25 protein-coding genes are annotated in these 25,393 nt (G+C 68.4%); 16 read left to right on the forward strand and 9 right to left on the reverse strand.

The features are described from left to right. Window positions 1-39: 39 nt before the first annotated feature. From mftA to mftF, 4 genes are read left to right on the forward strand one after another with little or no spacing between them, the layout of a single operon-like run. The gene (mftA, locus tag LT965_RS16400) at window positions 40-165 is read left to right on the forward strand and encodes a mycofactocin precursor MftA (RefSeq protein ID WP_232701935.1); all 126 of its coding nucleotides are present in this window, start codon (window positions 40-42) and stop codon (window positions 163-165) included. A gap of 1 nt (window position 166) precedes the next feature. Further along, on the forward strand, window positions 167-409 hold the full coding sequence (gene mftB2, locus LT965_RS16405) for a mycofactocin biosynthesis chaperone MftB2 (protein ID WP_232701936.1): 243 nt from the start codon (window positions 167-169) through the stop codon (window positions 407-409). Beyond that, window positions 399-1,358, forward strand: a complete 960-nt coding sequence (gene mftC / locus LT965_RS16410; RefSeq protein WP_232701937.1) for a mycofactocin radical SAM maturase — start codon at window positions 399-401, stop codon at window positions 1,356-1,358. The genes mftB2 and mftC overlap by 11 nt, the downstream gene beginning before the upstream one ends. A gap of 6 nt (window positions 1,359-1,364) precedes the next feature. Then, window positions 1,365-2,966 carry a mycofactocin biosynthesis glycosyltransferase MftF gene (gene mftF, locus LT965_RS16415; RefSeq protein WP_232701938.1) on the forward strand — a complete coding sequence of 534 codons (1,602 nt, stop codon included), beginning with the start codon at window positions 1,365-1,367 and terminating at the stop codon, window positions 2,964-2,966. Here the strand turns inward: mftF and LT965_RS16420 are convergent. From LT965_RS16420 to LT965_RS16445, 6 genes are all read right to left on the reverse strand, one after another. Next, the gene (locus LT965_RS16420) at window positions 2,958-3,815 is read right to left on the reverse strand and encodes a hypothetical protein (protein ID WP_232701939.1); all 858 of its coding nucleotides are present in this window, start codon (window positions 3,813-3,815) and stop codon (window positions 2,958-2,960) included. The two genes, mftF and LT965_RS16420, sit on opposite strands and share 9 nt — an antisense overlap. Then, window positions 3,812-4,600 (reverse strand): SDR family NAD(P)-dependent oxidoreductase, encoded by a 789-nt coding sequence (locus tag LT965_RS16425; protein WP_232701940.1) that lies wholly within the window; start codon window positions 4,598-4,600, stop codon window positions 3,812-3,814. Before LT965_RS16425 ends, LT965_RS16420 begins: the two co-directional genes overlap by 4 nt. A gap of 2 nt (window positions 4,601-4,602) precedes the next feature. Beyond that, entirely contained in the window at window positions 4,603-4,893 is a 291-nt protein-coding gene (locus tag LT965_RS16430) for a ferredoxin family protein (RefSeq protein WP_232701941.1), read from the reverse strand. A gap of 104 nt (window positions 4,894-4,997) precedes the next feature. Next, window positions 4,998-6,311 (reverse strand): FAD-dependent oxidoreductase, encoded by a 1,314-nt coding sequence (locus LT965_RS16435; protein WP_232701942.1) that lies wholly within the window; start codon window positions 6,309-6,311, stop codon window positions 4,998-5,000. Beyond that, window positions 6,308-7,315, reverse strand: coding sequence for an electron transfer flavoprotein subunit alpha/FixB family protein (locus LT965_RS16440; RefSeq protein ID WP_232701943.1), 1,008 nt, complete (start codon window positions 7,313-7,315; stop codon window positions 6,308-6,310). The genes LT965_RS16435 and LT965_RS16440 overlap by 4 nt, the downstream gene beginning before the upstream one ends. A 73-nt stretch (window positions 7,316-7,388) precedes the next feature. After that, complete coding sequence (locus LT965_RS16445) at window positions 7,389-9,329, reverse strand: oxidoreductase (RefSeq protein WP_232701944.1); 1,941 nt, start codon at window positions 9,327-9,329, stop codon at window positions 7,389-7,391. Window positions 9,330-9,473: 144 nt separating this feature from the next. On the opposite strand from LT965_RS16445, the gene LT965_RS16450 reads away from it, so the two are divergent. From LT965_RS16450 to LT965_RS16480, 7 genes are all read left to right on the forward strand, one after another. Then, window positions 9,474-11,468: a VWA domain-containing protein gene (locus tag LT965_RS16450; protein WP_232701945.1), complete on the forward strand. Its 1,995-nt coding sequence runs from the start codon at window positions 9,474-9,476 to the stop codon at window positions 11,466-11,468. Between the two features lie 72 nt (window positions 11,469-11,540). Further along, window positions 11,541-12,626 (forward strand): magnesium chelatase ATPase subunit I, encoded by a 1,086-nt coding sequence (locus LT965_RS16455; protein WP_232701946.1) that lies wholly within the window; start codon window positions 11,541-11,543, stop codon window positions 12,624-12,626. A gap of 226 nt (window positions 12,627-12,852) precedes the next feature. Next, the gene (locus tag LT965_RS16460) at window positions 12,853-13,674 is read left to right on the forward strand and encodes a mycofactocin-coupled SDR family oxidoreductase (RefSeq protein WP_232701947.1); all 822 of its coding nucleotides are present in this window, start codon (window positions 12,853-12,855) and stop codon (window positions 13,672-13,674) included. Between the two features lie 30 nt (window positions 13,675-13,704). Beyond that, complete coding sequence (locus LT965_RS16465; protein ID WP_232701948.1) at window positions 13,705-14,532, forward strand: mycofactocin-coupled SDR family oxidoreductase; 828 nt, start codon at window positions 13,705-13,707, stop codon at window positions 14,530-14,532. Window positions 14,533-14,557: 25 nt separating this feature from the next. Next, the gene (locus LT965_RS16470) at window positions 14,558-15,382 is read left to right on the forward strand and encodes a mycofactocin-coupled SDR family oxidoreductase (RefSeq protein WP_232701949.1); all 825 of its coding nucleotides are present in this window, start codon (window positions 14,558-14,560) and stop codon (window positions 15,380-15,382) included. A 12-nt stretch (window positions 15,383-15,394) separates the two neighbouring features. Continuing rightward, the gene (locus tag LT965_RS16475) at window positions 15,395-16,216 is read left to right on the forward strand and encodes a mycofactocin-coupled SDR family oxidoreductase (protein WP_232701950.1); all 822 of its coding nucleotides are present in this window, start codon (window positions 15,395-15,397) and stop codon (window positions 16,214-16,216) included. A gap of 18 nt (window positions 16,217-16,234) precedes the next feature. After that, window positions 16,235-17,056, forward strand: a complete 822-nt coding sequence (locus LT965_RS16480; protein ID WP_232701951.1) for a mycofactocin-coupled SDR family oxidoreductase — start codon at window positions 16,235-16,237, stop codon at window positions 17,054-17,056. Window positions 17,057-17,113: 57 nt separating this feature from the next. On the opposite strand, the gene LT965_RS16485 is transcribed toward LT965_RS16480, so the two are convergent. Then, on the reverse strand, window positions 17,114-17,419 hold the full coding sequence (locus tag LT965_RS16485; RefSeq protein ID WP_232701952.1) for a putative quinol monooxygenase: 306 nt from the start codon (window positions 17,417-17,419) through the stop codon (window positions 17,114-17,116). 105 nt (window positions 17,420-17,524) lie between these two features. Between LT965_RS16485 and LT965_RS16490 the strand changes: the two genes are divergently transcribed. Then, window positions 17,525-18,343 (forward strand): mycofactocin-coupled SDR family oxidoreductase, encoded by an 819-nt coding sequence (locus LT965_RS16490; RefSeq protein ID WP_232701953.1) that lies wholly within the window; start codon window positions 17,525-17,527, stop codon window positions 18,341-18,343. A 2-nt stretch (window positions 18,344-18,345) separates the two neighbouring features. After that, complete coding sequence (locus LT965_RS16495) at window positions 18,346-19,167, forward strand: SDR family oxidoreductase (RefSeq protein WP_232701954.1); 822 nt, start codon at window positions 18,346-18,348, stop codon at window positions 19,165-19,167. Window positions 19,168-19,201: 34 nt separating this feature from the next. On the opposite strand, the gene LT965_RS16500 is transcribed toward LT965_RS16495, so the two are convergent. Further along, entirely contained in the window at window positions 19,202-21,115 is a 1,914-nt protein-coding gene (locus tag LT965_RS16500) for an oxidoreductase (protein ID WP_232701955.1), read from the reverse strand. Between the two features lie 81 nt (window positions 21,116-21,196). Continuing rightward, complete coding sequence (locus LT965_RS16505; RefSeq protein WP_232701956.1) at window positions 21,197-21,940, reverse strand: competence/damage-inducible protein A; 744 nt, start codon at window positions 21,938-21,940, stop codon at window positions 21,197-21,199. Between the two features lie 109 nt (window positions 21,941-22,049). Between LT965_RS16505 and LT965_RS16510 the strand changes: the two genes are divergently transcribed. The 3 genes from LT965_RS16510 (at window position 22,050) to LT965_RS16520 (ending at window position 25,362) form a co-directional block, all read left to right on the forward strand. Continuing rightward, the gene (locus LT965_RS16510; protein ID WP_232701957.1) at window positions 22,050-22,469 is read left to right on the forward strand and encodes a VOC family protein; all 420 of its coding nucleotides are present in this window, start codon (window positions 22,050-22,052) and stop codon (window positions 22,467-22,469) included. 102 nt (window positions 22,470-22,571) lie between these two features. Next, window positions 22,572-24,458: a PAS domain-containing sensor histidine kinase gene (locus tag LT965_RS16515; RefSeq protein ID WP_232701958.1), complete on the forward strand. Its 1,887-nt coding sequence runs from the start codon at window positions 22,572-22,574 to the stop codon at window positions 24,456-24,458. A gap of 298 nt (window positions 24,459-24,756) precedes the next feature. Beyond that, window positions 24,757-25,362, forward strand: a complete 606-nt coding sequence (locus LT965_RS16520) for an SRPBCC family protein (protein ID WP_232701959.1) — start codon at window positions 24,757-24,759, stop codon at window positions 25,360-25,362. Window positions 25,363-25,393: the final 31 nt, after the last annotated feature.

Below are 25,393 nucleotides of genomic sequence, written 5' to 3' on the forward strand. Positions count from 1 at the left end.
GTCACAACGTATTTGGCGCTACCCCCTGTTAGTCATTGTATGTCACAGACGGCCGCCGACGGAGACGACGACGCCGAACTGGACGCCGACGCCGAGGAGCCGGAGATTGAGGAGGACCTCTTCGAGGAGGAACTCCGGATCGACGGCATCTGCGGCGTCTACTGAGATGCCAGCGACCGTCTTCCGGCCCGCCCACGTCAAGTTCCGGCGGGAACCCGAGGGAGGTCTCGTCTACGACCACGAGAACTACGGCTACGAGGACGCCTCGATGTACGCCGTCAGCGACACCGTCATCGACGTCCTGGAGTTCGTCGAGGAGCCGCGACCCCGTTCGGAGGTCGAAGCCGCGTTCTCGCCGGCCGTGGTCGACTCGCTGGTCGAGCGCGGGGTGCTCTCGGATGGCGGGTGAACCGCTGTCCGCGCCGGTCACCATCACCTGGGAGGTGACGCTGGGCTGTAACCTCCACTGCGACCACTGCCTCTCGGGCAGCGGACCCGGCCACCAGATGCCGAACGAGCTCACCACGGAGCAGGCCAGGGCGTTCATCGACGAACTCGACGAAATGGACGTCTTCCAGGTGAACATCGGCGGCGGCGAACCGTTCGTCCGCCCCGACATGCTGGAACTGCTCGCAGAGCTCACGAGCCGCGACATCTCGACGTGCGTGAGCACGAACGGCACGCAACTCGACGAGGCGACCCTCGACCGCGTCGAGGCGATGGACCCGCTGTTCCTGCAGGTGAGCATGGACGGCCTGCGCGCCGACAACGACGCCATCCGCGGCGACGGCGTCTACGACCAGGTCCTCGACTCCCTCGAACGACTGGAGGACCGCGACATCGGGACGACGGTCAACACCGTGGTCACCCGCCAGAACGTCGCGGACCTCCCCGACATCTACGACCTCGCGGAGGCCCACGGCGCGGGCCTGCGCCTCAACCGTTTCCGGCCCAGCGGACGGGGCGAGGACACCTGGGACGAGTTCCGACTCCGCGAGGACCAGATTCGGTTCCTCCACGAGTGGATCGAGGACCACCCCGACGTCCGGACGGGGGACTCCTTCTTCTACCTCAACGCCCTCGGCGAGGTGCGCAACAACACCCTCAAGCAGTGCGGCGCGGGGTCGATGACCTGCCTCGTCGACCCGGTCGGCGACGTCTTCCCCTGTGCGTTCACCCAGTGGGACCACCTCGCGTCCGGCAACGTCGTCGAGGACGGCTTCCAGGCGGCGTGGGACGAGATCGCCAACCTCCGCAGCCAGATCGACGACCACGAGGGCTGTCCCGCCGTGGCGATGGGGAGTTCGGACCCGGACGGCGAGGACCCACAGCTCCGGGCCATCCTCTCTGGCGACTGACCCCGCATGTCGGCTCCTGCCCAGGTGGAGCGTCGCGGCGAGTACCGGTTGCGCGACTCCGCCGCTATCGTCGGCAGTGTCCTCGTCTCGACGCAGCCACTCGTCGCCACGGGCCTCAACGACGCCGCCGTCGACCTCCTTGCGACGCTGGACGACGAAGCGTACCGGTCGCCGGCGACCGTCGCCGCGGAGACGACGTACGGCGTCGACGCAGTCGTCGACCTCTTTAAGCGCCTCCACGAGCGCGGCTTCCTCGCTTGGCGCCCGGGACGCGACCCCTCGTTTCAGCCGCCGGTGTCGGTGGTCGTCACCGTCCGCGACGACCGCGAGCAACTCCTGGCGTGCCTCGACGCGCTCGCCGCACTCGACTACCCCGACTACGAGGTCGTGGTCGTAGACGACGGCTCCACCGACGGCACGCGCGAGGCCGCGGCCGGCCACACGCTCGCCGTGCAGGGACGAATCAGGGTCGTCCAGGTAGGGTCGGCCGACGACCCGCTCGGCATCGGCGCGTCGCGCAACCGCGGCGTCGAAGCGGCGACCCACGACATCGTCGCGTTCACCGACGCCGACTGCCGTCCGACGGCGGGGTGGCTCGCCGACCTCGTGCCGTGTCTGGCGGGCCACGACCTGATCGGCGGGCGCGTCCGGCCGGCGGGCGACAGCACGGCGAGCGCCTACGAGGGCGTCGCCTCCTCGCTGGACATGGGCGCCTACGGCTCCCGCGTCGACCCGCACGGCGACACGCCGTACCTCCCGACGGCGAACCTCGTGGGCCGCAGAGCCGTCTTCGAGGCCGCCCCGTTCCCCGACCGCGACGTCGCGGAGGACGTCGACGTCTGCTGGCGCGCGCTCGCCGCCGGCTTCGACGCCGTCTACACGCCCACGGGCGTCGTCCACCACGACTACCGGCGCTCGCACGGGGACCTCGCAGGGCGTCGGTCGACCTACGGCGCGTCCGAGGCGCTGCTCGCCAGCGAGTACGGCCGACAGGGAACCCGTGTTCGCGTTCCACTCGACGCGCTCCTCGTCGTGGTCCTCGCCGTCGCCGGTCTGCTCTCGCCGGGAGTCACTGGGACGGTTGCGCTCGGTGCCGCGGGCCTCTTCGGCGGCGCCGGACTGCTCGCTCGACTCGCGACGACCCTCCGGCAGTACCGGCGTCTGCAGTCGGTCGTCTCGGTCCGCGACGTCGTCCGGAGCCGGGGACGCGAAGCCGTCTCCACGGTGTATGCGCTCTCGCGGGAGGTGACGCGGTACTACAGCGGACCGGTCCTCGTCGTCGCGCTGCTCGCGTGGTTCGTGGCGCCAACCGTCGGCCTCGCGCTCGGGGCCAGCCTCGCCCTGGCTGCGCTCCTTCCGCTGGTCGTCGAGTACGCCGTCCACCGCCCCGGAGGGTCGTTCGTCGGCTACGCGGGCTACTACCTCGCCGACCAGGCTGGCTACCAGTACGGCGTCTACCGCGGCGCGTTCGGCCACCGCACGCTCGCCCACCTCGACCCGACCGGGCGGTTCCGACTCTCCGGACCCGGCGCTGGCCGACTCACGAGCGCCAGAACGGGGGCGGTTCCGTCGTCGAACGTGGGGTCGGAGCGGAACCGGCTACAGTAGTTCGTTCTCGCGGAGGAACGCGACGACGCGCTGGGCGGCCTCCTCCGGGGGCGCCTCGATGCGCTCGCCGGCGCTCCGGGTCCTGCCGGTGCCCCGGCCGAGCATCCGGTAGATGCGCTCCTCGACTGTCCCGGTCCGCGGTGGCCGACCACGGCCCCAGCGTTCGTTCGGTCGCACGTGTTCGACGGTGGCCGCCCCGACGCTCATCGAGAACCGGGACTCGCCGGGCGCGACGTCGGTCAGTTCCACCGTCTCGATGCTCGCTCGCCGGCCGGCGATGACCGTGTCGAGGGGCGCGCGCGTCGGGTTCGCGAACCCGGCGTCGACGCCGACGACGGCCGGGAGGGCGACGGCGACGGCCTCCTGGCGCCCGATGGCGAGTTTGCGCTGGACAGCCAGTTCGTCCTCGCTCACCTCGACCGGGACGTCGAGGTGCTCCGGCCCGAGTTCGGTCGCCCGCGTCGCGCTCGGCCAGCCGAGTCGTTCGGCCGCGAGGCCCGCGATCTCAGAACCGGAGAACGACGATGACTGCCCGACGAACAGCGCGTCCGGTGACTCGCGGGCGGTCACGCGCGCGAGCACTGTCGCGAACTTCTCGCCGGCGGTGCGCTCGACCGGGTCGAAGGAGACGTGGACGCCCCGGTCGGCGCCCCGTTCGAGCGCGGAACGCACGCAGTCCTCGGCCGTCTCCCCGCCGACGCCGACGGCCGTGACCTCGTCGGCGACCTGGTGGGCGGCCTCAAGCGCGACGCGGTCGTCGATGCTCAACTGCCAGCGGTACGGGTCGGCGTTCCCGTCGTCGTCGACGACGCGGTGCGGTTCCGGGCGTGCGGTGACGACTGCTCTCATCGTGCCGTGTACCCCCCGTCGACGGGAATCGTCGCCCCGGTCACGAACGCCGCGTCCGCCGACGCGAGGAACGCGATGGTGCGGGCGATGTCTACCGGGTCGGCCATCCCGAGCGGCGTCTCCTCGACCATCGACGCGAGCGTGTCGGGGACGTCGCTGTCGTCGCCGTCGTCGTCCATCGCCGCCTCCAGCATCGGTGTCTGGACGACGCCCGGGCAGATGGTGTTGGCCCGTATCTCCGGCGCGTACTCGACGGCGATGGAGCGCGTGAGCGAGACGAGAGCGCCCTTCGTCGCGGTGTAGACGTCCATCCCGGGTTCGGCGACGAGCGCCGCGATGGAGGCGTTGTTGACGACCACGCCCGTGCCGTCGCTCGTCTCGAGCATGGCGGCGATGGCGTGCTTGCAGGCGTACATCGGCCCCCGGAGGTTGATGCCGGTGAGGAACTCGTAGCCCTCCTCGGAGAACTCCGTGATGGGACCGTCGGCCTCCCGCGACGCGACGGCCGCGTTGTTGACGAGTACGTCCACGCTCCCGAACGTCTCCTCGGCGTGGTCGACCATCGCGGCCACGGCGTCCTCGTCGCTCACGTCGGTCTCGACGAACGACGCACTCCCCGCGGTCTCGTCGTCCGATTCGATGGACGCGACCGTCTGTTCGCCGCCGTCCGCGTCGAGGTCCGCGACGACCACGTCGGCTCCTCGCTCGGCGAGCACCCGCGACGTCTCTGCGCCGATCCCGCTCGCCCCGCCCGTCACGACGGCCGTTCGGTTGTCGAGTCGCATGGTCACCCGAAGTCGAACTCGACCCCCTTGCCGCCCTCCGACTTCGACCAGGAGACGGCGCCCTTCTCGGGGTCGTTCCCGCAGAACACCATGCAGGCGCCACACTCCACGCACGGTTCGTACGCGAAGTAGATGCCGCCCTTCTGGTCGGCCTGGTAGTCGAAGCACTCGGCGGGACAGAGGTGGAGACACGGTTTGTCCTCGCAGGTGACGCAGTAGTCGTTGTCGACGGTGATGTGGGCCGCCTCGCTGACGTCCCACTGCACCGTCTCGAGGCTGTCCTGGACACCCATCAGTCCGTCCCTCCCCGGTTCGTCGGCTGGTGTGTGCTGTGATAACTCATCTCTGTGTTCTCAGTCGGCGTCGATGGTCATTGGTCTTTGGTCGGTTCGGACCCTCACAGCGAACGCAGCCCCCGGTAGCCGTCTTTCAGCAGGTCCAGAAAGCCGGCGTCGCTGTTGCGGAACGCGCGGTAGGCCTGCTTCCACGTCAACCCCTGAGCGTCGCTGCCGGCCGAGTACATCCCGCGCAACGTCTCCGTCGCGATTCCGGGGTAGGCGCCGTACATCCGCTCGTTCTTCAGGAACTCCGGGAGGTGGCGGTGCTGTTTCATGTCCTGGAGGACGTAGGAGTTCTCCAGCCACTGGTCGTAGCGCCGGCCGAACGCCTCCCAGTTGCCCTCGCGGTCGCAGGCGATGGCGGACTCCGCGGCGAGCAGACCGCTCTTGATGCCGTAGTCGAGTCCGCGGAACGTGTACCCCTTGTTGAGCACGAGACCGGCGGCGTCACCCACTAGCGCGATACGGCGGTCGTAGCGGTCCGGGAGCGACTCGTAGGAGAGTTCGGGCAGCAGGATTCCCTGGTACTCCTGGAGGCTCTCGCCCTGGACGTACGGCCGGACGGTGTCCAGTTCCACGAACTCCTCGAGCAGCGAGTACAGCGGCGTCCCGCTCTCCGCGTACCCCTCGTCGCCGAGCCACCGGAGCACCTCCAGGCCGCCGACGGCGCCGACCGAGATGTACTCGTCGTACGTGTAGATGAAGTAGCCGATGGTCGGCGCGCCCTCCGGGAAGCCCGTGTAGATGTACGCCGCGCCCTCGTCGCTGTCGAGGTTGAACCGCTCGTTGATGGTGTCACGACCGACGTCGATGACCTTCTTCACCGACAGCGCCATGTCCGGGTTGCGCATCGTCCGCTGGATGCCGGTCGCCCGCCCCACGGTGGTGTTCACACCGTCGGCACCGATGACGGCGTGACAGGCCAGGTCGCCGTTCTCGCGGTCGGTGTGGACGACCGCGTGGTCCCGGGCCTGCGTGACGTCTCGCACCGTGGTCTCCGGGACGAACACCGCGCCCTCGTCGACGGCGCGGTCGACGAACCAACGGTCGAACTTCCCGAGCATCAGCGTGTAGTTCGGCTCCTCGAGGAGGTCCATGTCGCGGTAGCCGATCGAGACCTCCGCGTCGCCGTGGAGCAGTTTGATGTTGTGCTCGACGACGTGGCGCTCCAGGGGCGCCTCCTCGGGGAACTCGGGGACGAGGTCCGCGAGGATCTGTCCGTAGAGGACGCCCCCCGTGACGTTCTTCATCCCGGGCTGTTTCGCGCGCTCGACGAGCGCCACGTCGAAGTCCTCGGCGGCGAGTTTGTACGCGGCGGCGGTGCCGGCCCGACCCGCCCCGACGACCACGACGTCGAAGTCCACGGCCGTCATTCGGCCACCTCCTCGGCGGCCTCGCCACCACTGTCGTCGCCCACCGCGGCCTCCCGGAGCGCCTCGACCAGCGCCGGCCCGTACTCGTAGACGTCGCCGACGATGCCCACGTCCGCGAAGTTGAAGATGCGGGCCTCGGGGTCGGTGTTGATGGGGATCAGGAACTCCGCGTTCACCGAGCGCATGTGGTAGGAGTCCCCGGAGATGGCGACGGGGACGTACAGTTCGACGTCGATCTCCTTGCCCGTCACGCCGATCTGGCGGTCGTAGGGCACCCAACCCTCGTCGGAGGGCGGGCGGGACGCGCCGACGGCGGCGCCGAGCGCGTCGGCCAGTTCGGTGACGAGGTCGAAGCCGTCCGGCGTGCCCAGACCGAAGCCGCCGGCGACGATACGCCGCGCCTTCGCGAGGTCCGACTCGGGGACCTCGAACGTCTCGACGTGGCGGACCCGTTCGTCCGTCTCGACGTCGACCTCGACGGTGCGCTCGGCGGGCGCTCCGGTCGGCGGCGCCGAGGGCGTCCCGAGGGCCTCCGTGTTGAGCGTCACGACCGGCGGCCCGCGCTCGAAGGATATCTCGGCGTACGCCCGGCCGCCGTACGCCGTCCGACCGGCGAGCAGTTCGCCCTCGCGGACCCTGAGCAGGCAGTCGGTGACGCACCCGCCCCGAAGTCGCCGGGCCGTTGCCGCCGCGAGGTCGGTGCCGTCTGCGGTGTCCGGCAGGAGCACTGCACGGGCGTCCGCGGCGAGGTCCGCGAGCGCCTCACTCCGGGGGCGGACGCCGGCAGCCCCCGCGGTGAACGTCCCCTCCTCGCGAACGACGTGGACGACCTCGTCGGGGCTGCCGGCGCGCACCGCGGCCGGCTGGACGACTCCGTCGAACGCCACGGCGACGACCGAGGGCGTGTCGCCCACCTGGTCGTCGAGCACCTCGACCAGCCGGTGTGCTTCTTCGAGTAGCGCTACGTCCTCGGACTCCGGAACGATGAGCAACTCTCCTGTCATGGATTCCCTCGAACGGTCGTCGTGAGCGCGCTACTGCGGGCGAGGTGCCGCGAGCGGACCCGACGACGCGGGGTCATGCGGACAGCTCCCTCGCCAGCATCTCGCCGTCGTAGATCGCCTTGTCGATGAGTCGCGGCGCGACGCAGTCGCCGATCCTGTGCACCGACCCCTCGTCGAACCCCTGCGCTTCGAGCGCTCCCGCGAGCCCGGTTCTGGCCTCCCGGCGCTCCGCGACGACCAGCGAGTCCGTCGGCAGCGTCGTCAGCTCCTCGGAGTAGACGTTGAGCAGTTGCAGCTCCTGGTCCTCGAAGCCGATGATGGTGTTGTGAGTCACGATGTCCACGCCGTGCTCGTACAGCGTCTCGAGGAACGGCGGGACGTTCGTCCCCTCCATCTGGTCGCCCGGATGGTACGAGGTCGTGACGAACGTGACGTCGTGGCCGCTCGTCGCGAGGAACTCCGCCACGCTGACGCCGGCCGCGTGCTTGTTGTTGTCGAAGACGACGACGGAGTCCCCGACCGGTTCGCCCTGTAGCACGTCCCAGGAGCGGTGGACGTCCGGGCCGGCGAGGTCCGGCTGGCGTTCGCTGGCGCCGATGGCGACCACGACGTCGTCCCACGCGCGCGGCGAGACGTCCGCCGGGGTCACCTCGGCCCCCAGTTCGACGGTGACGTCGCGGTTGTCGAGCTGGTTGCGGAGGTTGCGGACGGCGTCGCCGAACTCCCGCCGCGAGTCGACCTGTGTGGCGATGTTCGACTGGCCGCCAAGGTCGTCCTCGCGCTCGCGGAGCGTCACGTTCTGGCCGAGGTCGGCCGCCGTGACGGCGAACGACAGCCCCGCCGGGCCGCCGCCGACGACCAGTACCTCACGGGGCGACCGGGTCTCATCGACGTCCTCGACGTGCGGAATCTTCGTCTCGCGGCCGGAGCGCGGCGTCTGGATGCAGCCGACGTGGCCGTTCGTGTGGATGCCGCCGAGGCAGTTCTGGTTGCACGCGATGCAGTGGGTGACCTCCTCGTCCTCACCCTGCCGGACCTTCCGGACGGTGTCGGCGTCGCAGATGAGCTGTCGGCACATCCCGATGAAGTCCGCGCGACCCTCCTCGAGGATGTCGTTGGCCTTCGTGAGGTCGTTGATGCGGCCGGCGGCGATGACGGGGATGTCGACGAGTTCCCGGGCGGCGCCGTAGTACTCGGCCGTGTAGCCCAGCGGCGCGTGCATCGGCGCGTCCGTGATGTACAGCTTCGAGATGGTGGCGATGTCCGAGTCGATGAAGTCCAGACTCGGGTGGAGACGGCGGATGACCTCCACGGCGTAGTCGTAGTCGTAGCCGCCGTCCTCCATCTCGTCGAGCGAGAAGCGGATGCCGACCGGGAACTCCTCGCCGACCCGGTCGCGGATGGCCTCGACCACCTCGTTGACGAGGCGGACGCGGTTGTCGATGGAGCCGCCGTACTTGTCCGTGCGGTGGTTGTACTTCGGGGAGACGAACTGGCGGAGGATGCCGTCGTGGCCGGCCTTCAGTTCGACGCCGTCGAGGTCACCCTCCTTGCAGTGTTCGGCGGTCTTCGCGAAGCCGAGTTTCACCTCCTCGATGTCCTCCTGTTCCATCCGCTTGGGCATCTCGTAGCCGTACTCGGTCGGGACGGCCGACGGCGCCCACGTTTCCCGCATCGCTGCCTCGCCGGTGTCCTCGCCGCCGGTGTGCTGGAGCTGCGCGAACACCTTGGTGCCGTGGCGGTGGCAGGCCTCGGCGATCATCCGCAACCGGGGGACGACGTCGGGGTCGTACCCGGTCGCGTACATCGGGTTCGACGAACTCGGGTGGACGAGCATACTCGACGGACCGACGATGAGGCCGACGCCACCGCGGGCCCGCGCCTCGTAGTAGGCGGCGTCGCGCTCGGTCGGCAGGCCGTCCTCGGCGAAGCCCGTCTCGTGGGCGAGGAACACCGTCCGGTTCTTGACCGACACCGGGCCGATCCGCCGTGGCGTGAAGAGCATCTCGGTCATTGATTGAGTGAGATTATCTAGCAAAGAGTTACTCCCAGCAGGAATAAAGATGTATCGCCGATGACAGCGGCGTCTGCGAGGCAGCGACGGGCGCCAGAGCCGCCGACAGTTGTTTAAGATATCACGACCGTGTGTACTAGTGACATGGAGGAGTCGTACCCGTTCTCCGCCATCGTCGACCAGGGGGCGATGAAGCGGGCGCTGGTACTCAACGCCGTCAACCCCGACATCAGCGGCGTCCTCGTCCGGGGCGAACGGGGGACCGCGAAGTCCACGGCGGTCCGTGCCCTCGCAGACGTGCTCCCGCCAGTCGAAGTCGTCGCGGACTGTCCGTACCGCTGTCCACCGGGCGAGCGCGACCGGATGTGCGCCGAGTGCCGCGAACGAACGGACGCTGGCGAGCAACTCCCCGTCGAACACCGGCCGATGCGCGTGGTGGACCTGCCGCTGAACGCCTCCGAGGACCGCGTCGTCGGCAGCATCGACCTGCAGTCGGCGGTCCGCGAGGGGCGCCAGACGTTCGAACCCGGCATCCTCGCGGAGGCCAACCGCAACATCCTCTACGTCGACGAGGTCAACCTCCTCGACGACCACATCGTCGACGTCCTGCTGGACGCGGCAGCGATGGGTGAGAACATCGTCGAACGCGAAGGCGTCTCCGTTCGACATCCGGCGGAGTTCGTCCTCGTCGGCACGATGAACCCCGAGGAGGGCGAGTTGCGCCCACAGCTCCTCGACCGATTCGACCTGCTGGTGGACGTCGTAGCCAGCGGCGACGCCGACGAGCGCGTCGAGATCGCCGAGCGCCGGGAGCGCTTCGACGCGGACCCGGCGGCGTTTCGCGCGGCGTACGCCGACGAACAGCGCGAACTGGCCGACCGGATCCGGTCGGCCAGACAGCGACTCACCGCCGTCGACGTCCCGACGTCGGTGTTGCACGAGGCGTCCTACGAGGCGGTCCGGCAGCGAGCGCACGGGATGCGGGCGGACATCGCCGTCAACCGCGTCGCGCGAACCATCGCCGCGCTGGACGGCGACGACGTGGTGAACGGCGCGCACGTGGCGGAGGCCCAGTACTTCGTGTTCCCCCACCGCGTCGAGGGCGTCGCCGAGATGTCCTTCGGCGAGGGCGTCATGTCCTCGGAGAGCGACGAAGAGGCGGTAGGCGAGGAGGACCAGGACGACGAACCCGAGGGCGACGACACCGCGGACACGGAGGGCGGCGGCCTCCCCATCGCGGAGGGCGAGGAGTCCTACGACGTCGACCGGACCGCCATCGACCCGGAACGGGACCGGACGATGCGGGACGCGCTCGCGCGTCGGACCCCGTCGCGCGTCGCCGTCCGGAGCGGTCGCTACGTCCGCTCGCGGCTCCAGGAGGACGTCAACGACGTGGCCATCGACGCGACGGTCCGGGCGGCCGCACCCCACCAGCGGACGCGACAGCCCGAGGACCAGAGTGGCATCGTCGTCGAAGCACGGGACCTCCGGCAGAAGCTCCGAGAACGGACCGCGCGAGCGCTCGTCGTGTTCGTCGTCGACGCCAGCGGGAGCGTGATGAGTGGCCGCCAGATGATGGAGACCAAACGCGGCCTGCTGTCGCTCATCGAGGACGCCTACCGCGCCCGGGACCGGGTCGCCGTCGTCGTGTTCCGCGGCGAGAATGCGTTCACGCTCGTCGAGCCGACGCGGAACCACCGGATGGCCCGGGACGCCGTCTCGCGGTTGACCGTCGGTGGGAACACACCGCTTGCGCACGGACTCGTTGAGGCCTACCGCATCGTCGAACGCGAGAAGCGCCGCGACCAGGACCTGTACCCGCTGGTCGTCCTGCTGTCGGACGGCCAGTCGAACGTGGACTACCGCGAGGACGGCGACGCGAGGGAGGACGCGCTCCGCGCGGCGTCGCTGTTCGCCGACGCCGACGTCCCCTCGGTGTTCGTCGACACCGGCTACGAACTCGACACGACGCCGGACGAGATCTGGACCGCACGGAAGGCCGAGCGGATGAAGCGCAAGCGCTTCGAGCGGAACCAGACGTTCGCGGAGACGATGGGCGCCGACTACCTGCCACTGGTCGAACTCCCGCGGGACACACAGCTCCCGACGGACCAGGACTCGGAGGGGCAGGAGGCGTGACCCGGACCCCGGCGGCACCCGAACGGCCGCCAGCCCAGCGACGCAGCAGTCGACAGACGGAGGACACAACCGATGACTGACCACGACACGACCCAGACGACACGCGACGCCCGGGAGACAGCGAGCCAGACGTTCCCGTTCACCGCCATCGTCGACCAGGAGGAGATGAAACGGGCGCTGGTGCTCAACGCCGTCAACCCCGACATCGGCGGGGTCCTCATCCGGGGCGAACGGGGGACCGCGAAGTCAACGGCCGTGCGTGCGCTCGCCGACGTACTGCCGGACATCGAGGTGGTCGCGGACTGCCAGTACAGCTGTCCACCGGACGAACGCGACCGGATGTGCGCCGAGTGCCGCGAACGGACGGCTGCCGGGGAGGACCTCCCTTCACGCTCCCGACCGATGCGCGTGGTGGACCTGCCGCTGAACGCCTCCGAGGACCGCGTCGTCGGCAGCATCGACCTCGAGCGCGCCGTCCGGGAGGGCGAACGCGAGTTCGAACCCGGCATCCTCGCGGAGGCCAACCGCAACATCCTCTACGTCGACGAGGTCAACCTCCTCGACGACCACATCGTCGACGTCCTGCTGGACGCGGCAGCGATGGGTGAGAACATCGTCGAACGCGAAGGCGTCTCCGTTCGACATCCGGCGGAGTTCATCCTCGTCGGCACGATGAACCCCGAGGAGGGCGACCTGCGCCCCCAGTTGCTCGACCGCTTCGGTCTCGTCGTGGACGTGGAGGGTGTCAACGAGGTCGACGACCGCGTCGAGATCAGCCAGCGGCGGGCGACCTTCGAGGCCGACCCGGACGCGTTCCGCGCGGAGTACGCGGCGGCGCAGGCGGACCTCCGGGACGACATCGTCGGGGCGCGCGAGCGCCTCCCGGCCGTCGAACTCGGCGACGACGTCGCGAGACTCGTCGCGGGGATGAACATCGAACTCGACGTCGACGGCCACCGTGGCGACATCACGCTGCGACGCGCGGCGCGGACGCTCGCGGCGTTCGAGTCGGAGCCGGCCGTCTCGGCGCGGACGGTGCGTCGCGTCGCCAGGATGGCCCTGAACCACCGACTCCAGCGGCTCCCGTTCGAGGAGGAAGAGAAGGACGTCATGAGCGCCTTCCACGACGTCCGCCGCGAACTGGGGTTGGAGGACTGAGGGTACCAGGGAGACAACCACACACTACGTTTCGAGAGGGATGTTCGTCGCGCCCGGGCCTGCTTCGTGCCGTGACGGGCAGTAACTCTCTGTTACTTCCACCGGCAATACTTACGTTTTATAGTCAACTGTGCGCCATATTTATGGGTTGAGAAGTTGACTGTCAATTGGGAACGAATAACAAACCCGTGGTAGCAGAACCGACGTTCGTTCCCGGTGACCACCAATGCCACAGTACGACTTCGACGGCCAGGTCGCGTTCGTCACCGGTGCCGGACGCGGTCAGGGTCGCTCGCACGCACAGCACTACGCACGAAACGGCGCCGACGTCGTCCTCACGGACATCTGTGAGAACGTCGAGACCAACCCGTACGACCTCAGTACGCCGGACGACCTCGAAGAGACGGCGAGTCTCGTCGAGGACGAGGGCCAGCAGGCGCTGCCCATCGAGATGGACGTCCGCGACGAGGCCGAGGTACAGGCCGCCGTCGAGGAGGCCCTCGACGAGTTCGGCCGCATCGACATCCTCGCGAACAACGCCGGCATCTTCAACGGCTCGGAGATGACCGAGATGGACGAGCAGATGTGGGACGAGATGATCGACACCAACCTCAAGGGTGTCTGGCTCTGCTCGAAGCACGTCGGCAAGCACTTCATCGACCGTGGCGACGGCGGCAAGATCGTCACGACGTCCTCGACCGCAGGGTACGTCGGGACGCCGCTGAACGGCCACTACGTCGCCACGAAACACGGTGTGCGCGGGATGACGAAGACGCTCGCCCTCGAACTCGCGGAGTACGACGTCAACGTCAACGCCGTCGCCCCGACCGGCATCGAGACCCCGATGATCTCGGGCTACGTCGAAGCCTACGGCGAGGAGACGCTCAACGAGATCGCGGAGATGACCGGCCCCTTCAACCTGTTCGGCGACGGCGGGATGATCGGCGCGGAGCACATCAGCGAGGCGTACATGTGGCTCTCCAGCGACGCCGCTCGCTACGTCACCGGCATCACGCTCCCCGTCGACGCCGGATTCACCGCGAAGTGACACCACCGACCGACCAGACAGCTCCAGACCATGGTAGAATACGACTTCGGCGGCAAGGTGGCGTTGGTCACTGGTGCCGCCCACGGCCAGGGACGGTCGCACGCACAGCACTACGCGAGACACGGCGCCGACGTCGTCGCACTCGACCTCAACGAGAACAAGGACACCGTACCCTACGACCTGGGGACGAGCGACGAACTCGAGGAGACAGCCCAGATGGTAGAGGACGAAGGCCAGCAGGCCCTCACCGTCGAGGCCGACGTCTCAGAGGAGGCCGAGGTACAGGCCGCCGTCGAGGAGGCCCTCGACGAGTTCGGCCATATCGACATCCTCGCGAACAACGCCGGCATCGAGTCCATCGCGGAGGCCACGGAGATGAACGAGGAGACGTGGGACGAACTCGTCGACGTCAACCTCAAGGGCGTCTGGCTGACCGCCAAGCACGTCGGCAAGCACTTCATCGACCGCGGCGACGGCGGCAAAATCGTCAACACCGCCTCGACGTCCGCCTTCTCGGGCGTCCCCATCGGGAACGCACACTACGTCTCGGCCAAGCACGGCGTGCGGGGCATGACGAAGACGCTCGCCCTCGAACTCGCCGAGTACGACGTCAACGTCAACGCCGTCGCACCCACTGCCATCGACACGCCGATGGTGAGCGGCATGGTCGAGGCCTACGGCGAGGAGGTGCTCGACGAGGGCGCCGCGGCGCTCGCCGGACCGTTCAACATCTTCGACCCGGACGAGATGCTCGAGTCGAGGGACATCAGCGAGGCGTACATGTGGCTCTCCAGTGACGCCGCTCGCTACGTCACCGGCATCACGCTCCCGGTCGACGCGGGGTTCCTCGCGAAGTGACGACAGAGCGACTCGCCCAACAACCATGCCAACCTACGACTTCAACGACAAGGTCGCGTTCGTCACCGGTGCCGCCCACGGCCAGGGTCGCTCGCACGCACAGCACTACGCACGGAACGGGGCGGACGTCGTCGTCACGGACGTCTCGGAGAACATCGACACGGTCCCCTACGACATGGGGACGAGTGAGGAACTGGAGGAGACGGCGAGTCTCGTCGAGGACGAGGGCCAGCAAGCGCTGCCCATCCAGATGGACGTTCGCGACGAATCGGCTGTCGAAGCCGCCGTCGAGGAGGCCCTCGACGAGTTCGGCCGCATCGACATCCTCGCGAACAACGCCGGTATCGTCACCGTCTCCGACGCGACCGAACTCGACGAGGCGATGTGGGACGAGGTTGTCGACACGAACCTCAAGGGTGTCTGGCTGACCGCCAAGCACGTCGGGAGACACTTCGTCGACCGGGGTGACGGCGGGAAGATCGTCACGACGACGTCGCAGGCCGGGATGACCGGCAACCCCGGAATCGTCCACTACGTCGCCTCGAAGTGGGGAGTCGTGGGGATGACGAAGACGCTCGCCCTCGAACTCGCCGAGTACGACGTCAACGTCAACGCGGTCGCGCCGTCCGTCGTGAACACGCCGATGGTTCCGGGGATGATCGAGGCCTACGGGGAGGAGGCGCTGAGTGCCATCGGGGAGGTGGCCGGCCCGATGAACATCTTCACGCCCGAGGACCCGGGCATCGACGCGAGCTACATCAGCGAGGCGTACATGTGGCTCTCCAGCGACGCCGCCCGCTACGTCACCGGCATCGTACTGCCAGTAGATACCGGCCACACGGCGAAATAACGGTACAGGACAATGCCAGAGTACGACTTCAACGACAAGGTCGCGTTTATCAGCGGCGCAGCGCGCGGCCAGGGACGCTCACACGCACAGCACTACGCGAGACACGGCGCCGACGTAGTCGTCACAGACGTTGGCCACAACTTCGAGGCCGTTCCGTACGACATGGGGACGAGCGACGAACTCGAGGAGACCGCCCAGATGGTAGAAGACGAAGGCCAGCAGGCGCTCGCCATCGAGATGGACGTTCGCGAGGAGGACCAGGTGGAGTCGGCCGTCGAAGAGGCGCTCGACGAGTTCGGGCGCATCGACTTCCTCGCCAACAACGCCGGCCTCTGGCCGATGTCGGACATGACGGAGATGGACGAGGCGGAGTGGGACGTGGTGATCGACACCCTCCTCAAGGGCGTCTGGCTCTGCTCGAAACACGTCGGCAAGCACTTCATCGACCGCGGTGACGGCGGCAAGATCGTCTCCACGTCCTCGACCGCGGGTCTCGTCGGAGCGCCCGGTACCGGCCACTATACGGCGGGGAAACACGGCGTCGTCGGGATGACGAAGACGCTGGCGCTGGAACTCGCGGAGTACGACGTCAACGTCAACGCGGTCTGTCCGACGGCGCTCGACAGTCCGGGCATGACCAACTTCATGGAGGCCTACGGGCCGGAGATGCTCGAGGAGATCGGGGAGTTGACCGGTCCGATGAACGTCCTCGAACCGGGCGAGATGATCGAATCGCGCGACATCAGCGAGGCGTACATGTGGCTCTCCAGCGACGCTGCCCGCTACGTCACGGGTATCGCACTCCCGGTAGACGCCGGAGCGACGTCGAAGTAACACGCAACACACAGACCAATGGTAGAATACGACTTCAACGACAAGGTCGCGTTCGTCACCGGTGCCGGACGCGGTCAGGGACGGTCACACGCACAGCACTACGCGAGACACGGCGCCGACGTCGTCGCGCTCGACATCGGCGAGAATAAGGAGTCGGTCCCCTACGACCTCGCGTCGGGCGACGACCTCGAAGAGACGGCGAGTCTCGTCGAGGACGAGGGCCAGCAGGCGCTCACCGTCGAAGCAGACATCTCGAATGAGGCGGACGTGGAAGCCGCCGTCGAGGAGGCGCTCGACGAGTTCGGGCGCATCGACTTCCTCGCCAACAACGCGGGTATCGCGTCGATGACCGACGCGACCGAGATGGACGAGCGGACGTGGGACGAACTCGTCGACACCAACCTCAAGGGTGTCTGGCTGGCCTCCAAGCACGTCGGCAAGCACTTCATCGACCGCGGCGACGGCGGCAAGATCGTCTCCACGTCCTCGACCGCAGGGGCGGTCGGCCTGCCGGGGCAGGCACACTACGTCTCGGCCAAGCACGGCGTCGTGGGGATGACGAAGACGCTCGCCCTCGAACTCGCCGAGTACGACGTTAACGTCAACTGCATCGGACCCACGGGAATCGACACGCCGATGATCTCGGGGTTCACCGAGGCGTACGGCGAGGAGGCACTCGGGGAGATGACCGAACTCACCGGTCCGTGGAACCTGTTCGGCGACGGCGGGATGCTCGAGTCGAGGGACATCAGCGAGGCGTATATGTGGCTCTCCAGCGACGCCGCACGCTACGTCACCGGCATCTACCTCCCGGTGGACGCCGGGTTCCTCGCGAAGTAGCGTGCACCCGCGCTGCTTCGGGGACCCCGAAGCACCCTTCTCCGGACCGACGCCGCGCTACAGGTCGACGTCCGTCGTGTCGCTGACCTCGAACTTCACGACCTCCGGTTCGCCGGCCAGCAGTTCCGAGAGTCGTTCCTCGAAGGCCTGGAAGTGGTCCGTCTGGTTGTGTGCTGCCAATGCCTCCTCGTCGTCGTACTGTTCGAAGAACCGGATCGTGTTCTCGTCCTCGACGTCGATCGCGGCCCGGTACTCCAACATCCCCTCCTCCTCGTTCGACTGCTCGACGAGCGTCTCGACGAGATCGAGGGCCTCTTCGCGCCGGTCGGGTTCGACGGGGAACGTCGCGTGGAGCACGATCATCGTGCACACAGCTACCACGTGACACCCGAAGTACATTCGGGTGGGGCGCCACCGTCCCACGACCACCACAAGCTAGTTCCGACCATGGGAACAACCCACACGGTAGTGCCGAGCTACGACTTCGACGGCCAGGTCGCGTTCGTCACCGGCGCCGGACGCGGCCAAGGTCGCTCGCATGCGGTCACCTACGCGGAACACGGCGCTGACGTGGTCGTCACCGACGCCTGTCGCGACCTAGAGAGCGCGCCGTACCTGCTCGCGAGCGCCGAGGACCTCGAGGAGACCGCCAGCCAGGTCGAGGACGCCGGCGGGCGAGCACTGCCCATCCAGGTCGACGTTCGCGAGGAGGACCAGGTGGAGTCGGCCGTCGAGGAGGCACTCGACGAGTTCGGGCGCGTCGACGTCCTCGCGAACAACGCCGGCATCTGGACCGTCACCGACCTCGCGGAGATGGACGAGCGGACGTGGGACGAGACCGTCGACACGGACCTCGAGGGAACGTGGCGCTGTGCGAAGCACGTCGGTAAGCACTTCGTCGACCGCGGCGACGGCGGGAAGATCGTCTCCACAGCCTCGACCGCCGGCCTCGTCGGCGCGAGGGGGTCGGGCCACTACACCGCCGCGAAGCACGGAATCGTCGGACTGACCAAGACGCTCGCCCTCGAACTCGCCGAGTACGACGTCAACGTCAACTGTGTCGCCCCGACCGGCGTCGACACGCCGATGATAGACGGCACCCTGGAGACGGTCGGGGAGGCGGCACTGAACGCTGTCTCCGACGCCAGTGGCTCGATGAACGTCATCGACGACCAGCTACTCGAACCGCGAGACGTGAGCGAGGCGTACATGTGGCTCTCCAGCGACGCTGCCCGCTACGTCACCGGCGTCACGCTCCCCGTCGACGCGGGGATGCTCGCGAAGTGACCATGCCACCAGAACCGACGCCAGTCGTCCTCACCACCGGTTGCTCCTCGGGCATCGGCCGAGCGACCGCTCGCCGGTTCCTGGCGGCCGGCTGGCGCGTCTGGGCGACCTCGCGGAACCCGGCTGACGTCGCCGAACTCGCCCGCGAGAGCTGTCGCACGGCCGCACTCGACGTCACCGACGCCGAGCAGGTAGACCGCGTGGTCGACGCCGTCGTCGAACGCGACGACCGCATCGACTGTCTCGTGAACAACGCCGGATTCGGGCAGGCCGGCGCCGTCGAGGAGGTGCCAGTCGACCGGCTCCGCGCGCAGTTCGAGGTGAACGTCTTCGGACCCGTGCGGCTCGTACAGGCCGTCCTCCCACACATGCGAGCGGCCGAATCGGGGGCCATCGTCAACGTCTCCAGTCTGCTCGGGCGCGTCGTCTACCCCACCAGTGGTGCGTACGCCGGGTCGAAACACGCGCTCGAGGCGCTGAGCGACGCGCTCCGGATGGAGGTCGCCGGCTTCGGCGTCGACGTCGTCCTCGTCGAACCGGGCGCCGTCCGCACGGGCTTCGACGACCGCCTCCGGGAGACGCAGGGCTCGGTTCACGAACGACCAGTGTACGAGCGACTGCGCCGCGTCGTCGACGTCGCCCAGCGGCTCTCCGAGCGGACCGCGGTGTCGCCCGACCGGGTCGCCGACGTCGTCTACGAGGCGGCCGTCTCGACGGACCCCGAGGCCCGCTACGTCGTCGGGTGGGACGCCAGAGTCGCCGTCCTCGCCGACCGCCTGCTGCCGGCTCGAGCGACGGAGTGGCTGTACGAACGCCTCGTCTGAGTCGGCGTCGCGGCCGGTAGCCCTGCCGTGGCTACTACAGGCGGCGGGCGAGCAGTTCGCCGTCGTAGTACGCGCGGTCGAGTTTCCGGGGGGAGACCGCGTCGCCCACGCGGTAGACGTCGTCCCGGCGCTCGTCGAGTTCGAGGTAGAGCGACTCGTCGGCCTGCCGCCGCCCTGCGACGACGACCGTGTCGGGAATTCGGGTGTCCGTGGCCCCAGTCAGCGTGTTCCGGAGCGTGACCGTCCCGTCGGGGTCGACGGCGTCCACCGTGTGGTTCCCCGTGAACGTCGCGCCCTCCCCCTGGAGCGCCGAGACGAACCCGGGCAGGTTCGGTTGCTCCGTTCGGAACCCCGGGTAGTGGTCGCTGGAGACCATCTCGACGGTCGCCCCGCGCGCAAGCAGTTCCAGCCCGACCTGCATCGTGATCACCCAGCGGTTCTCGTCGAAGAGCAGGACGTCGTCGCCGACCGCGGCGCCAGCCAGCACATCGAAGGCGTTCACGACGTCGCCCTCGAAGTCGTACGTCTCGGTGTCCGGGCGCGTGGCGCCCGTCGCGACGACCACCGCGTCCCACGACCGGTCGACGTCCTCCGCGGCGACGGGAGCGTCCAGCTGGACGTCGACACCGGCCTCCCGGACCGCGGCTTCGAGGTCCTCGGCAGACCGGGCGAGCGGTTCGAGCATCCCCTGAGCGGCGAGCCCGAGCTGGCCACCGAGACTGTCGCTGGCCTCGCGGAGCGTCACGTCGTGGCCGCGGTCCGCGGCTACCGCGGCGAACCGCAGGCCCACCGGTCCGCCACCGACGACGAGGACGCGCTGGGGGAGTGCCGCGGGTTCGACGTCCTCGAGCGCCGAGAGCTCGGACTCCCGCCCGGTCCGCGGGTTGACGACGCACTCGACGTGGCCGCCGTGGGCGTGTCCGTAGACGCCCTCGAGGCACTTCTGGTTGCACTGGATGCACCGGTCGACGCGCTCGCCACCGGCGGCCTTCGACAGGGTCCGTTCGTCGGCCAGCAGTTGCCGCGTGAAACTCACGAAGTCGGCGCCGGCGTCGAACAGCGCGTCGGCGTCGCTGACGGTAGTGAACGGGAGCCGCCCGACCACCGGGACGTCCACTTCCGCGGCCGCCGTCTCGATGGGACCGAGCAGTTCCGGCTCGACGACGGAGACGCCGGCATGCGTCTGGTTGTATGAGGTGTTCGTCCCGACCGTACACGAGAGGTAGTCGAACCCCTCGACCACCTCCAGGATGCGGGGGACGTCGTCGAACTCGTAGCCGCCGTACTCGAGTTCCGCCAGCGAGAGGTGGAGTCCCACCGGCCCGTCGATGGCGTCCGAGACAGCGGCGAGTGTCTCGTTGACGAACCGCGCGCGGGCGGGCCAGTCGCCGCCGTACTCGTCGGTGCGGGTGTTGTACCGCGGGGAGAGGAACTGCCGGAGCACGGAGAACGGGCCGGCGGACAGTTCGACGCCGTCGAAGCGCGCACTCTCGAGGTTCCGCGCGGCGTCGGCGAAGCCGTCGATTATGCCCTCGATGTCCCGGCGCTCCATCGTCTTCGGCATCTCGTAGGTGGCGTCGGAGGGGGACGCAGACGGTGCGAGCTGGGGCTGCATCTCCCAGTCGCCGCCCGCCTCGGCACCCGTGTGGGTGAGCTGGCCGACGATGCGGGCGTCGTGTCCGTGGACCGCGTCTGCGACCTGCGTCAGCCCCGGGAGTGCGTCGGCCTCGTAGGCGTCGACGAAGGAGGGTCCGCTCGCCGACGGGTGGACGAGCATCTGGGCGGGCCCGACGACGAGGCCGGCACCGCCCGCGGCGCGCGCTGCGAGGTGGGCCGCGAGTTCGCCGGTGGGCTGTCCGTCCTCGACGAACCGAGTGCGCACCGCTCTGAACGCCCCCCGGTTGGGGACCGAGAGCTCCCCCAGCGACGCCGGCTCGAAGAGATCCATGCTATTGGATACCACATATTCGCACTTGAAGATAGTGCACGCGTCGACGATTCGCCCGGTGTGTCGAGGCCGGTCGGGCGCTCACTCGCTGGTCGCCGTCGAATCGTCCTCCTGCGGGTCGATCTCCGGTTGCCGCAGGAGCCAGTCGTACGCCTCTGCGAGAGCGTCCGCGTTCTCGCTGACCAGACGGATCCGGCGGTGGTTCGGCGTCGGGTAGCAGCCCACGCGGACGTCGAAGCGCTCCCGGACCTCGTTGAGGAGGTCGTTCAGGTGGCTCTCGGGGGTCTGCGAGTAGGCCGTCCGCGACCGCGTGTCGCCGCTGAACTCCTCGGCGACGACGTCGAAGACGGCCTCCATCTCCTCGGGAATCCCCGGGAGGACGTAGACGTTGCCGCAGACGCAGCCCGGGGCGATACCCGCCTCGTTGGGGAGAATCTGGGCCCCCGCAGGGTAGCGCGACCCAGCCTCGACGTCGTGGTCGAACTCCGGGTACTCCTCCTGGATCTTCGCGACCGCCGCCTCGACGTGCGCTCTGGCCTCGGGGTGTGCTTCGAGCGGCCGTTCGAGCGCCTCGGCCACCGCGTCGACGGTCACGTCGTCCGGCGTCGACCCGAGACCGCCGGTGGTCACGACGAACGTGTGCGCCTGTCCGAGTTCGGCGACCGCGGCGGCGATCTCCGCGACCTCGTCGGGGACGACGCGTACCTGTCGAACGCGGATGCCGCGGTCCGCGAGACGACTGGCTAGCCACGTGGCGTTCGTGTTCTCGACGTCACCGGCCAGCAGTTCGTCGCCGACAGTGACGACTGCCGCTGTCGTGGCCATTCGTCGTGTGGTACGCCACTGAGTTCCTTACCTCTAGGGGCTACCGAGGCAGACCGGCGTCAGGCGCTCGCTGGCAGGAACTTTGGAGACGGGGCGAGAACCACCCGGTATGACGGAGCTACGGATGCACCACGTAGGCGTCGTCGTGAGCGACCTCGACGAAGCAGTGTCGTTCTACCGCGACACGCTCGGCCTCCCAGTGGCCGACGAGTTCACACTGTCCGGCGAGGGGATCGGCACCGCGATCGACGTCGACGGCGTCACCGGCGACTTCGTACACCTCGACGCCGGCGGCGGTCTCGTCGAACTCGTCGAGTACGACCCTGCGGGCGACGACGTAGCCGGCGACGCCGTCAACCAGCTCGGCGCGAAACACGTCGGCTTCACCGTCGACGACATCGACGAGTTCCACGAGACACTCCCCGGGGACGTCGACCCGGTCAGTGGCCCCCAGGAGATCGAGACCGGTGCCTCCATCGTGTTCTTCCGGGACCCCGACGGCAACTTCGTCGAGGTCGTCGAGGCGTGACCGGCACGTAGCGACGCCGCGAACGGCGACGTCCACCCGTCCCGACCGGTGGGACTGCCAGTCAAACTTATCACGTTCAGTGACTGGGGTAACGCATCAACCGTGGTCCGAGGAACACTGCAGCGACACGAAGCGATCTGTGAGGCGTCGCCCGATTCGATCGTCCTCGTCGACGACGACGGACGGATCACCTACGCGAACGGTCGCGTCGAGGACATGCTCGGCTACGACCCGGCCGAACTGCTAGGCGAACCCATCGAGGTGCTGGTGCCGGAGGACGCCCGCGACTCCCACGTCGCCCAGCGAGACGCGTACATCGCCGACCCGGAGACGCGACCGATGGGCGCGAGTCTCGACCTCACCGCCCGCTGCGCGGACGGGTCGACGATCCCCGTCGACGTCAGTCTGAGCCCGATTCGGCACGACGGCGAGTTCGAGGTGATGGCCGTCGTCCGGGACACCAGCGAACACGACGCACTCGAGAAGAAACACCAGTCGATCCTCGCGGCAGTCCCGGACGCGGTGGTCATCGCCGACGTGGCCACCGGCGAGATCGTCGAGGCCAACGACCGGGTGACCGAACTCACCGGCTACGACCCGGCGGACCTCCTCGGTGAGCCCCAGACCCGACTCCACCCGGCCGGCGAGGCGGCGCGCTACCGCGAACTCTTCGGCCGGCACGTGACGGAACAGCAGGCCATCTTCGCCGAGTTCCCGGACGGAGAGAACGTTTACGTCGAGACGAGGGACGGTGACCGCGTCCCCGTCGAGATCAACGCCCGCGTCTTCGAACTGGAGAACAGGGAGCTGATCGCGGGCGTGTTCCGTGACGTCTCGGCGCGCACGGAGCGCGAACACCAGCTCAGGGAGCTCCACGCGGCGACGCGACAGCTCATGGAGGCGACCGACCGCGAGGAGGTCGCGCGACTCGTCGCCGAGGCGGCGGACTCGATCCTCGACTTCACGAGCACCGTCGTTCGGCTCGTTCACAACGGCCGGCTACGCCCCCTGGCCGTCACCGAGCAGGCCAGGACGGATCTGGGTGAACGCCCCGACTACCCGCTCGAGGGGGCGAACCCGGTGAGCGAGACGTACGACCGCGGCGAACCACGCGTCTTCGACGACGTTCGCACCGTCCAGGACGGCTACGAGCGCGGGACGGCTCGCGCTGCGATGTACTTCCCTGTCGGCGGGCACGGGGTGGTGTCGGTCGTCGACTCCGCAGTGGGAGCGTTCGAGCAGTCAGACGAGCAACTCGCGTCGATCCTGGTGGCGAACGCCGAGACTGCTCTCGACCGCCTCGCGTACGAGCGCGAACTCGAACGGCAGAACGAGCGCCTGGACGACTTCGCCGGCGTCGTCTCGCACGACCTGAAAAACCCACTGAACGTGGCACAGGGGTGGCTGTCGACGGTCCAGGAGGGGGGCGCGAGGGAGAACCTCGAGCGGGTCGCCGACGCCCTCGACCGGATGGACGCGATCATCGAGGACACGCTCACGCTCGCCCAGCAGGGCCGGACCGTGGCCGACCAGGAGCTCGTCGACGTCTCCTCGCTGGCTGGCGACTGCTGGCGGGTGGTGTCGACGAAGGAGGGGCAACTGGAACTCGCCGACGACTTCCAGTTGCGGGGCGACCGCGACAGGCTGCGACACGTCTTCGAGAACCTCTTCCGGAACGCCGTCGAACACGGTTCGACGAGCCCCGCCTCGAACACTCGGCAGGACGCCGACGCGCACGGCGGCGAGGACGTCACTGTCACCGTGGGTCGGCTCGACGACGGGTTCTACGTGGCGGACGACGGCGCCGGCGTCCCCCCGGACGAACGCGACGCCGTCTTCGAACCCGGCCACACGTCGGAGCCCGGCGGCACGGGCTTCGGACTCGCCATCGTCGACGAGATCGCGCGGGCCCACGGGTGGTCTGTGAGCGTGACCGACAGCGAGGCAGGCGGGGCGCGCTTCGAGTTCACGAACGTCGAACTGGCGTAGCAGCGTCCGCCACCCGGAGCGTCGGTGCCCGTCCGTCGAGGGTTCCACTACCCGGCTGGTAGCTGGTCTGCCCAATCGTATAAGAATCTGAATACGAGCAGCGGTGGCTGGTGGGTCACGCATCGCCGGTTCGACTGGTGCGAGCCACGAGTTCACGGCATCGGTGCCACCGTCCCGATAAAATATGTCCGTCTCGTAACGTACCAAACGGGCAAGCGTTTATAATCGTGGACTCTGTTTTTCGCGTGTAAACACGATGAGTGCTATCAAGTCACTTGCACTTCGGGGTTGGGAGTAGATGGAGTTCAACGGGACGTTCACGCTCGAAGGGGCGACGACCGAGGAGGTCTGGCTGGCGTTCTCGGACCCGGTGATGATCAAGAACGCACTGCCGGGCTGTCAGTTCCTCGTGGAGGTCGACTCCGAGGACCCCTCGGACGTGGATTTCGAGGCACTCGAGGCCGAAGCAGCGGAACGAGAGGACCCGCCAACGCTCCCGGAGGCCGACCCGGAGACCGTCGCCGAGCGTTCCTTCGAGGAGGGGAGTCACTACGCGGCGCTGCTCCAGTTGAGCGTCGGCAGCGTCAAACCTCGCTTCGAGACGGTCATCACCATCGACAGGCGCGAGATGCCCGAGATGGACGCCTCCGGCCAGGGCCAGTCCAGCAACAGCAGTTTCGACATGACCTCCGGGATGACGCTGCACGAGGTCGACGGCGGCGTCGACGTCGAGTGGTGGGCGAACACGGACGTCTTCGGCCGCATCGCGAACATGGGCCAGCGCATCATCAACCCGGTCGCGAACCGGGTCGTCAAGCGGTTCTTCAAGCAGGTCCAGAGCAAGATCAGCGACGTCAACGAGGACGACACCGGCGTACGGGACCGCATCCGAGAACTGCTATGACCGCTACTGACCGACCACCCCGTCCGGGTTC

Origin of the sequence: Halobacterium wangiae, from assembly GCF_021249345.1 — an archaeon.
In the GTDB taxonomy this organism is placed as follows: domain Archaea; phylum Halobacteriota; class Halobacteria; order Halobacteriales; family Halobacteriaceae; genus Halobacterium; species Halobacterium wangiae.

What these genes read in the sequence shown, in the direction of transcription:
- mftA (WP_232701935.1), top strand. Translation starts at nt 40, where the DNA reads ATGTCACAGACGGCCGCCGACGGAGACGACGACGCCGAACTGGACGCC.
- mftB2 (WP_232701936.1), top strand. Translation starts at nt 167, where the DNA reads ATGCCAGCGACCGTCTTCCGGCCCGCCCACGTCAAGTTCCGGCGGGAA.
- mftC (WP_232701937.1), top strand. Translation starts at nt 399, where the DNA reads ATGGCGGGTGAACCGCTGTCCGCGCCGGTCACCATCACCTGGGAGGTG.
- mftF (WP_232701938.1), top strand. Translation starts at nt 1,365, where the DNA reads ATGTCGGCTCCTGCCCAGGTGGAGCGTCGCGGCGAGTACCGGTTGCGC.
- LT965_RS16420 (WP_232701939.1), bottom strand. Translation starts at nt 3,815, where the DNA reads ATGAGAGCAGTCGTCACCGCACGCCCGGAACCGCACCGCGTCGTCGAC.
- LT965_RS16425 (WP_232701940.1), bottom strand. Translation starts at nt 4,600, where the DNA reads ATGCGACTCGACAACCGAACGGCCGTCGTGACGGGCGGGGCGAGCGGG.
- LT965_RS16430 (WP_232701941.1), bottom strand. Translation starts at nt 4,893, where the DNA reads ATGGGTGTCCAGGACAGCCTCGAGACGGTGCAGTGGGACGTCAGCGAG.
- LT965_RS16435 (WP_232701942.1), bottom strand. Translation starts at nt 6,311, where the DNA reads ATGACGGCCGTGGACTTCGACGTCGTGGTCGTCGGGGCGGGTCGGGCC.
- LT965_RS16440 (WP_232701943.1), bottom strand. Translation starts at nt 7,315, where the DNA reads ATGACAGGAGAGTTGCTCATCGTTCCGGAGTCCGAGGACGTAGCGCTA.
- LT965_RS16445 (WP_232701944.1), bottom strand. Translation starts at nt 9,329, where the DNA reads ATGACCGAGATGCTCTTCACGCCACGGCGGATCGGCCCGGTGTCGGTC.
- LT965_RS16450 (WP_232701945.1), top strand. Translation starts at nt 9,474, where the DNA reads ATGGAGGAGTCGTACCCGTTCTCCGCCATCGTCGACCAGGGGGCGATG.
- LT965_RS16455 (WP_232701946.1), top strand. Translation starts at nt 11,541, where the DNA reads ATGACTGACCACGACACGACCCAGACGACACGCGACGCCCGGGAGACA.
- LT965_RS16460 (WP_232701947.1), top strand. Translation starts at nt 12,853, where the DNA reads ATGCCACAGTACGACTTCGACGGCCAGGTCGCGTTCGTCACCGGTGCC.
- LT965_RS16465 (WP_232701948.1), top strand. Translation starts at nt 13,705, where the DNA reads ATGGTAGAATACGACTTCGGCGGCAAGGTGGCGTTGGTCACTGGTGCC.
- LT965_RS16470 (WP_232701949.1), top strand. Translation starts at nt 14,558, where the DNA reads ATGCCAACCTACGACTTCAACGACAAGGTCGCGTTCGTCACCGGTGCC.
- LT965_RS16475 (WP_232701950.1), top strand. Translation starts at nt 15,395, where the DNA reads ATGCCAGAGTACGACTTCAACGACAAGGTCGCGTTTATCAGCGGCGCA.
- LT965_RS16480 (WP_232701951.1), top strand. Translation starts at nt 16,235, where the DNA reads ATGGTAGAATACGACTTCAACGACAAGGTCGCGTTCGTCACCGGTGCC.
- LT965_RS16485 (WP_232701952.1), bottom strand. Translation starts at nt 17,419, where the DNA reads ATGATCGTGCTCCACGCGACGTTCCCCGTCGAACCCGACCGGCGCGAA.
- LT965_RS16495 (WP_232701954.1), top strand. Translation starts at nt 18,346, where the DNA reads ATGCCACCAGAACCGACGCCAGTCGTCCTCACCACCGGTTGCTCCTCG.
- LT965_RS16500 (WP_232701955.1), bottom strand. Translation starts at nt 21,115, where the DNA reads ATGGATCTCTTCGAGCCGGCGTCGCTGGGGGAGCTCTCGGTCCCCAAC.
- LT965_RS16505 (WP_232701956.1), bottom strand. Translation starts at nt 21,940, where the DNA reads ATGGCCACGACAGCGGCAGTCGTCACTGTCGGCGACGAACTGCTGGCC.
- LT965_RS16510 (WP_232701957.1), top strand. Translation starts at nt 22,050, where the DNA reads ATGACGGAGCTACGGATGCACCACGTAGGCGTCGTCGTGAGCGACCTC.
- LT965_RS16520 (WP_232701959.1), top strand. Translation starts at nt 24,757, where the DNA reads ATGGAGTTCAACGGGACGTTCACGCTCGAAGGGGCGACGACCGAGGAG.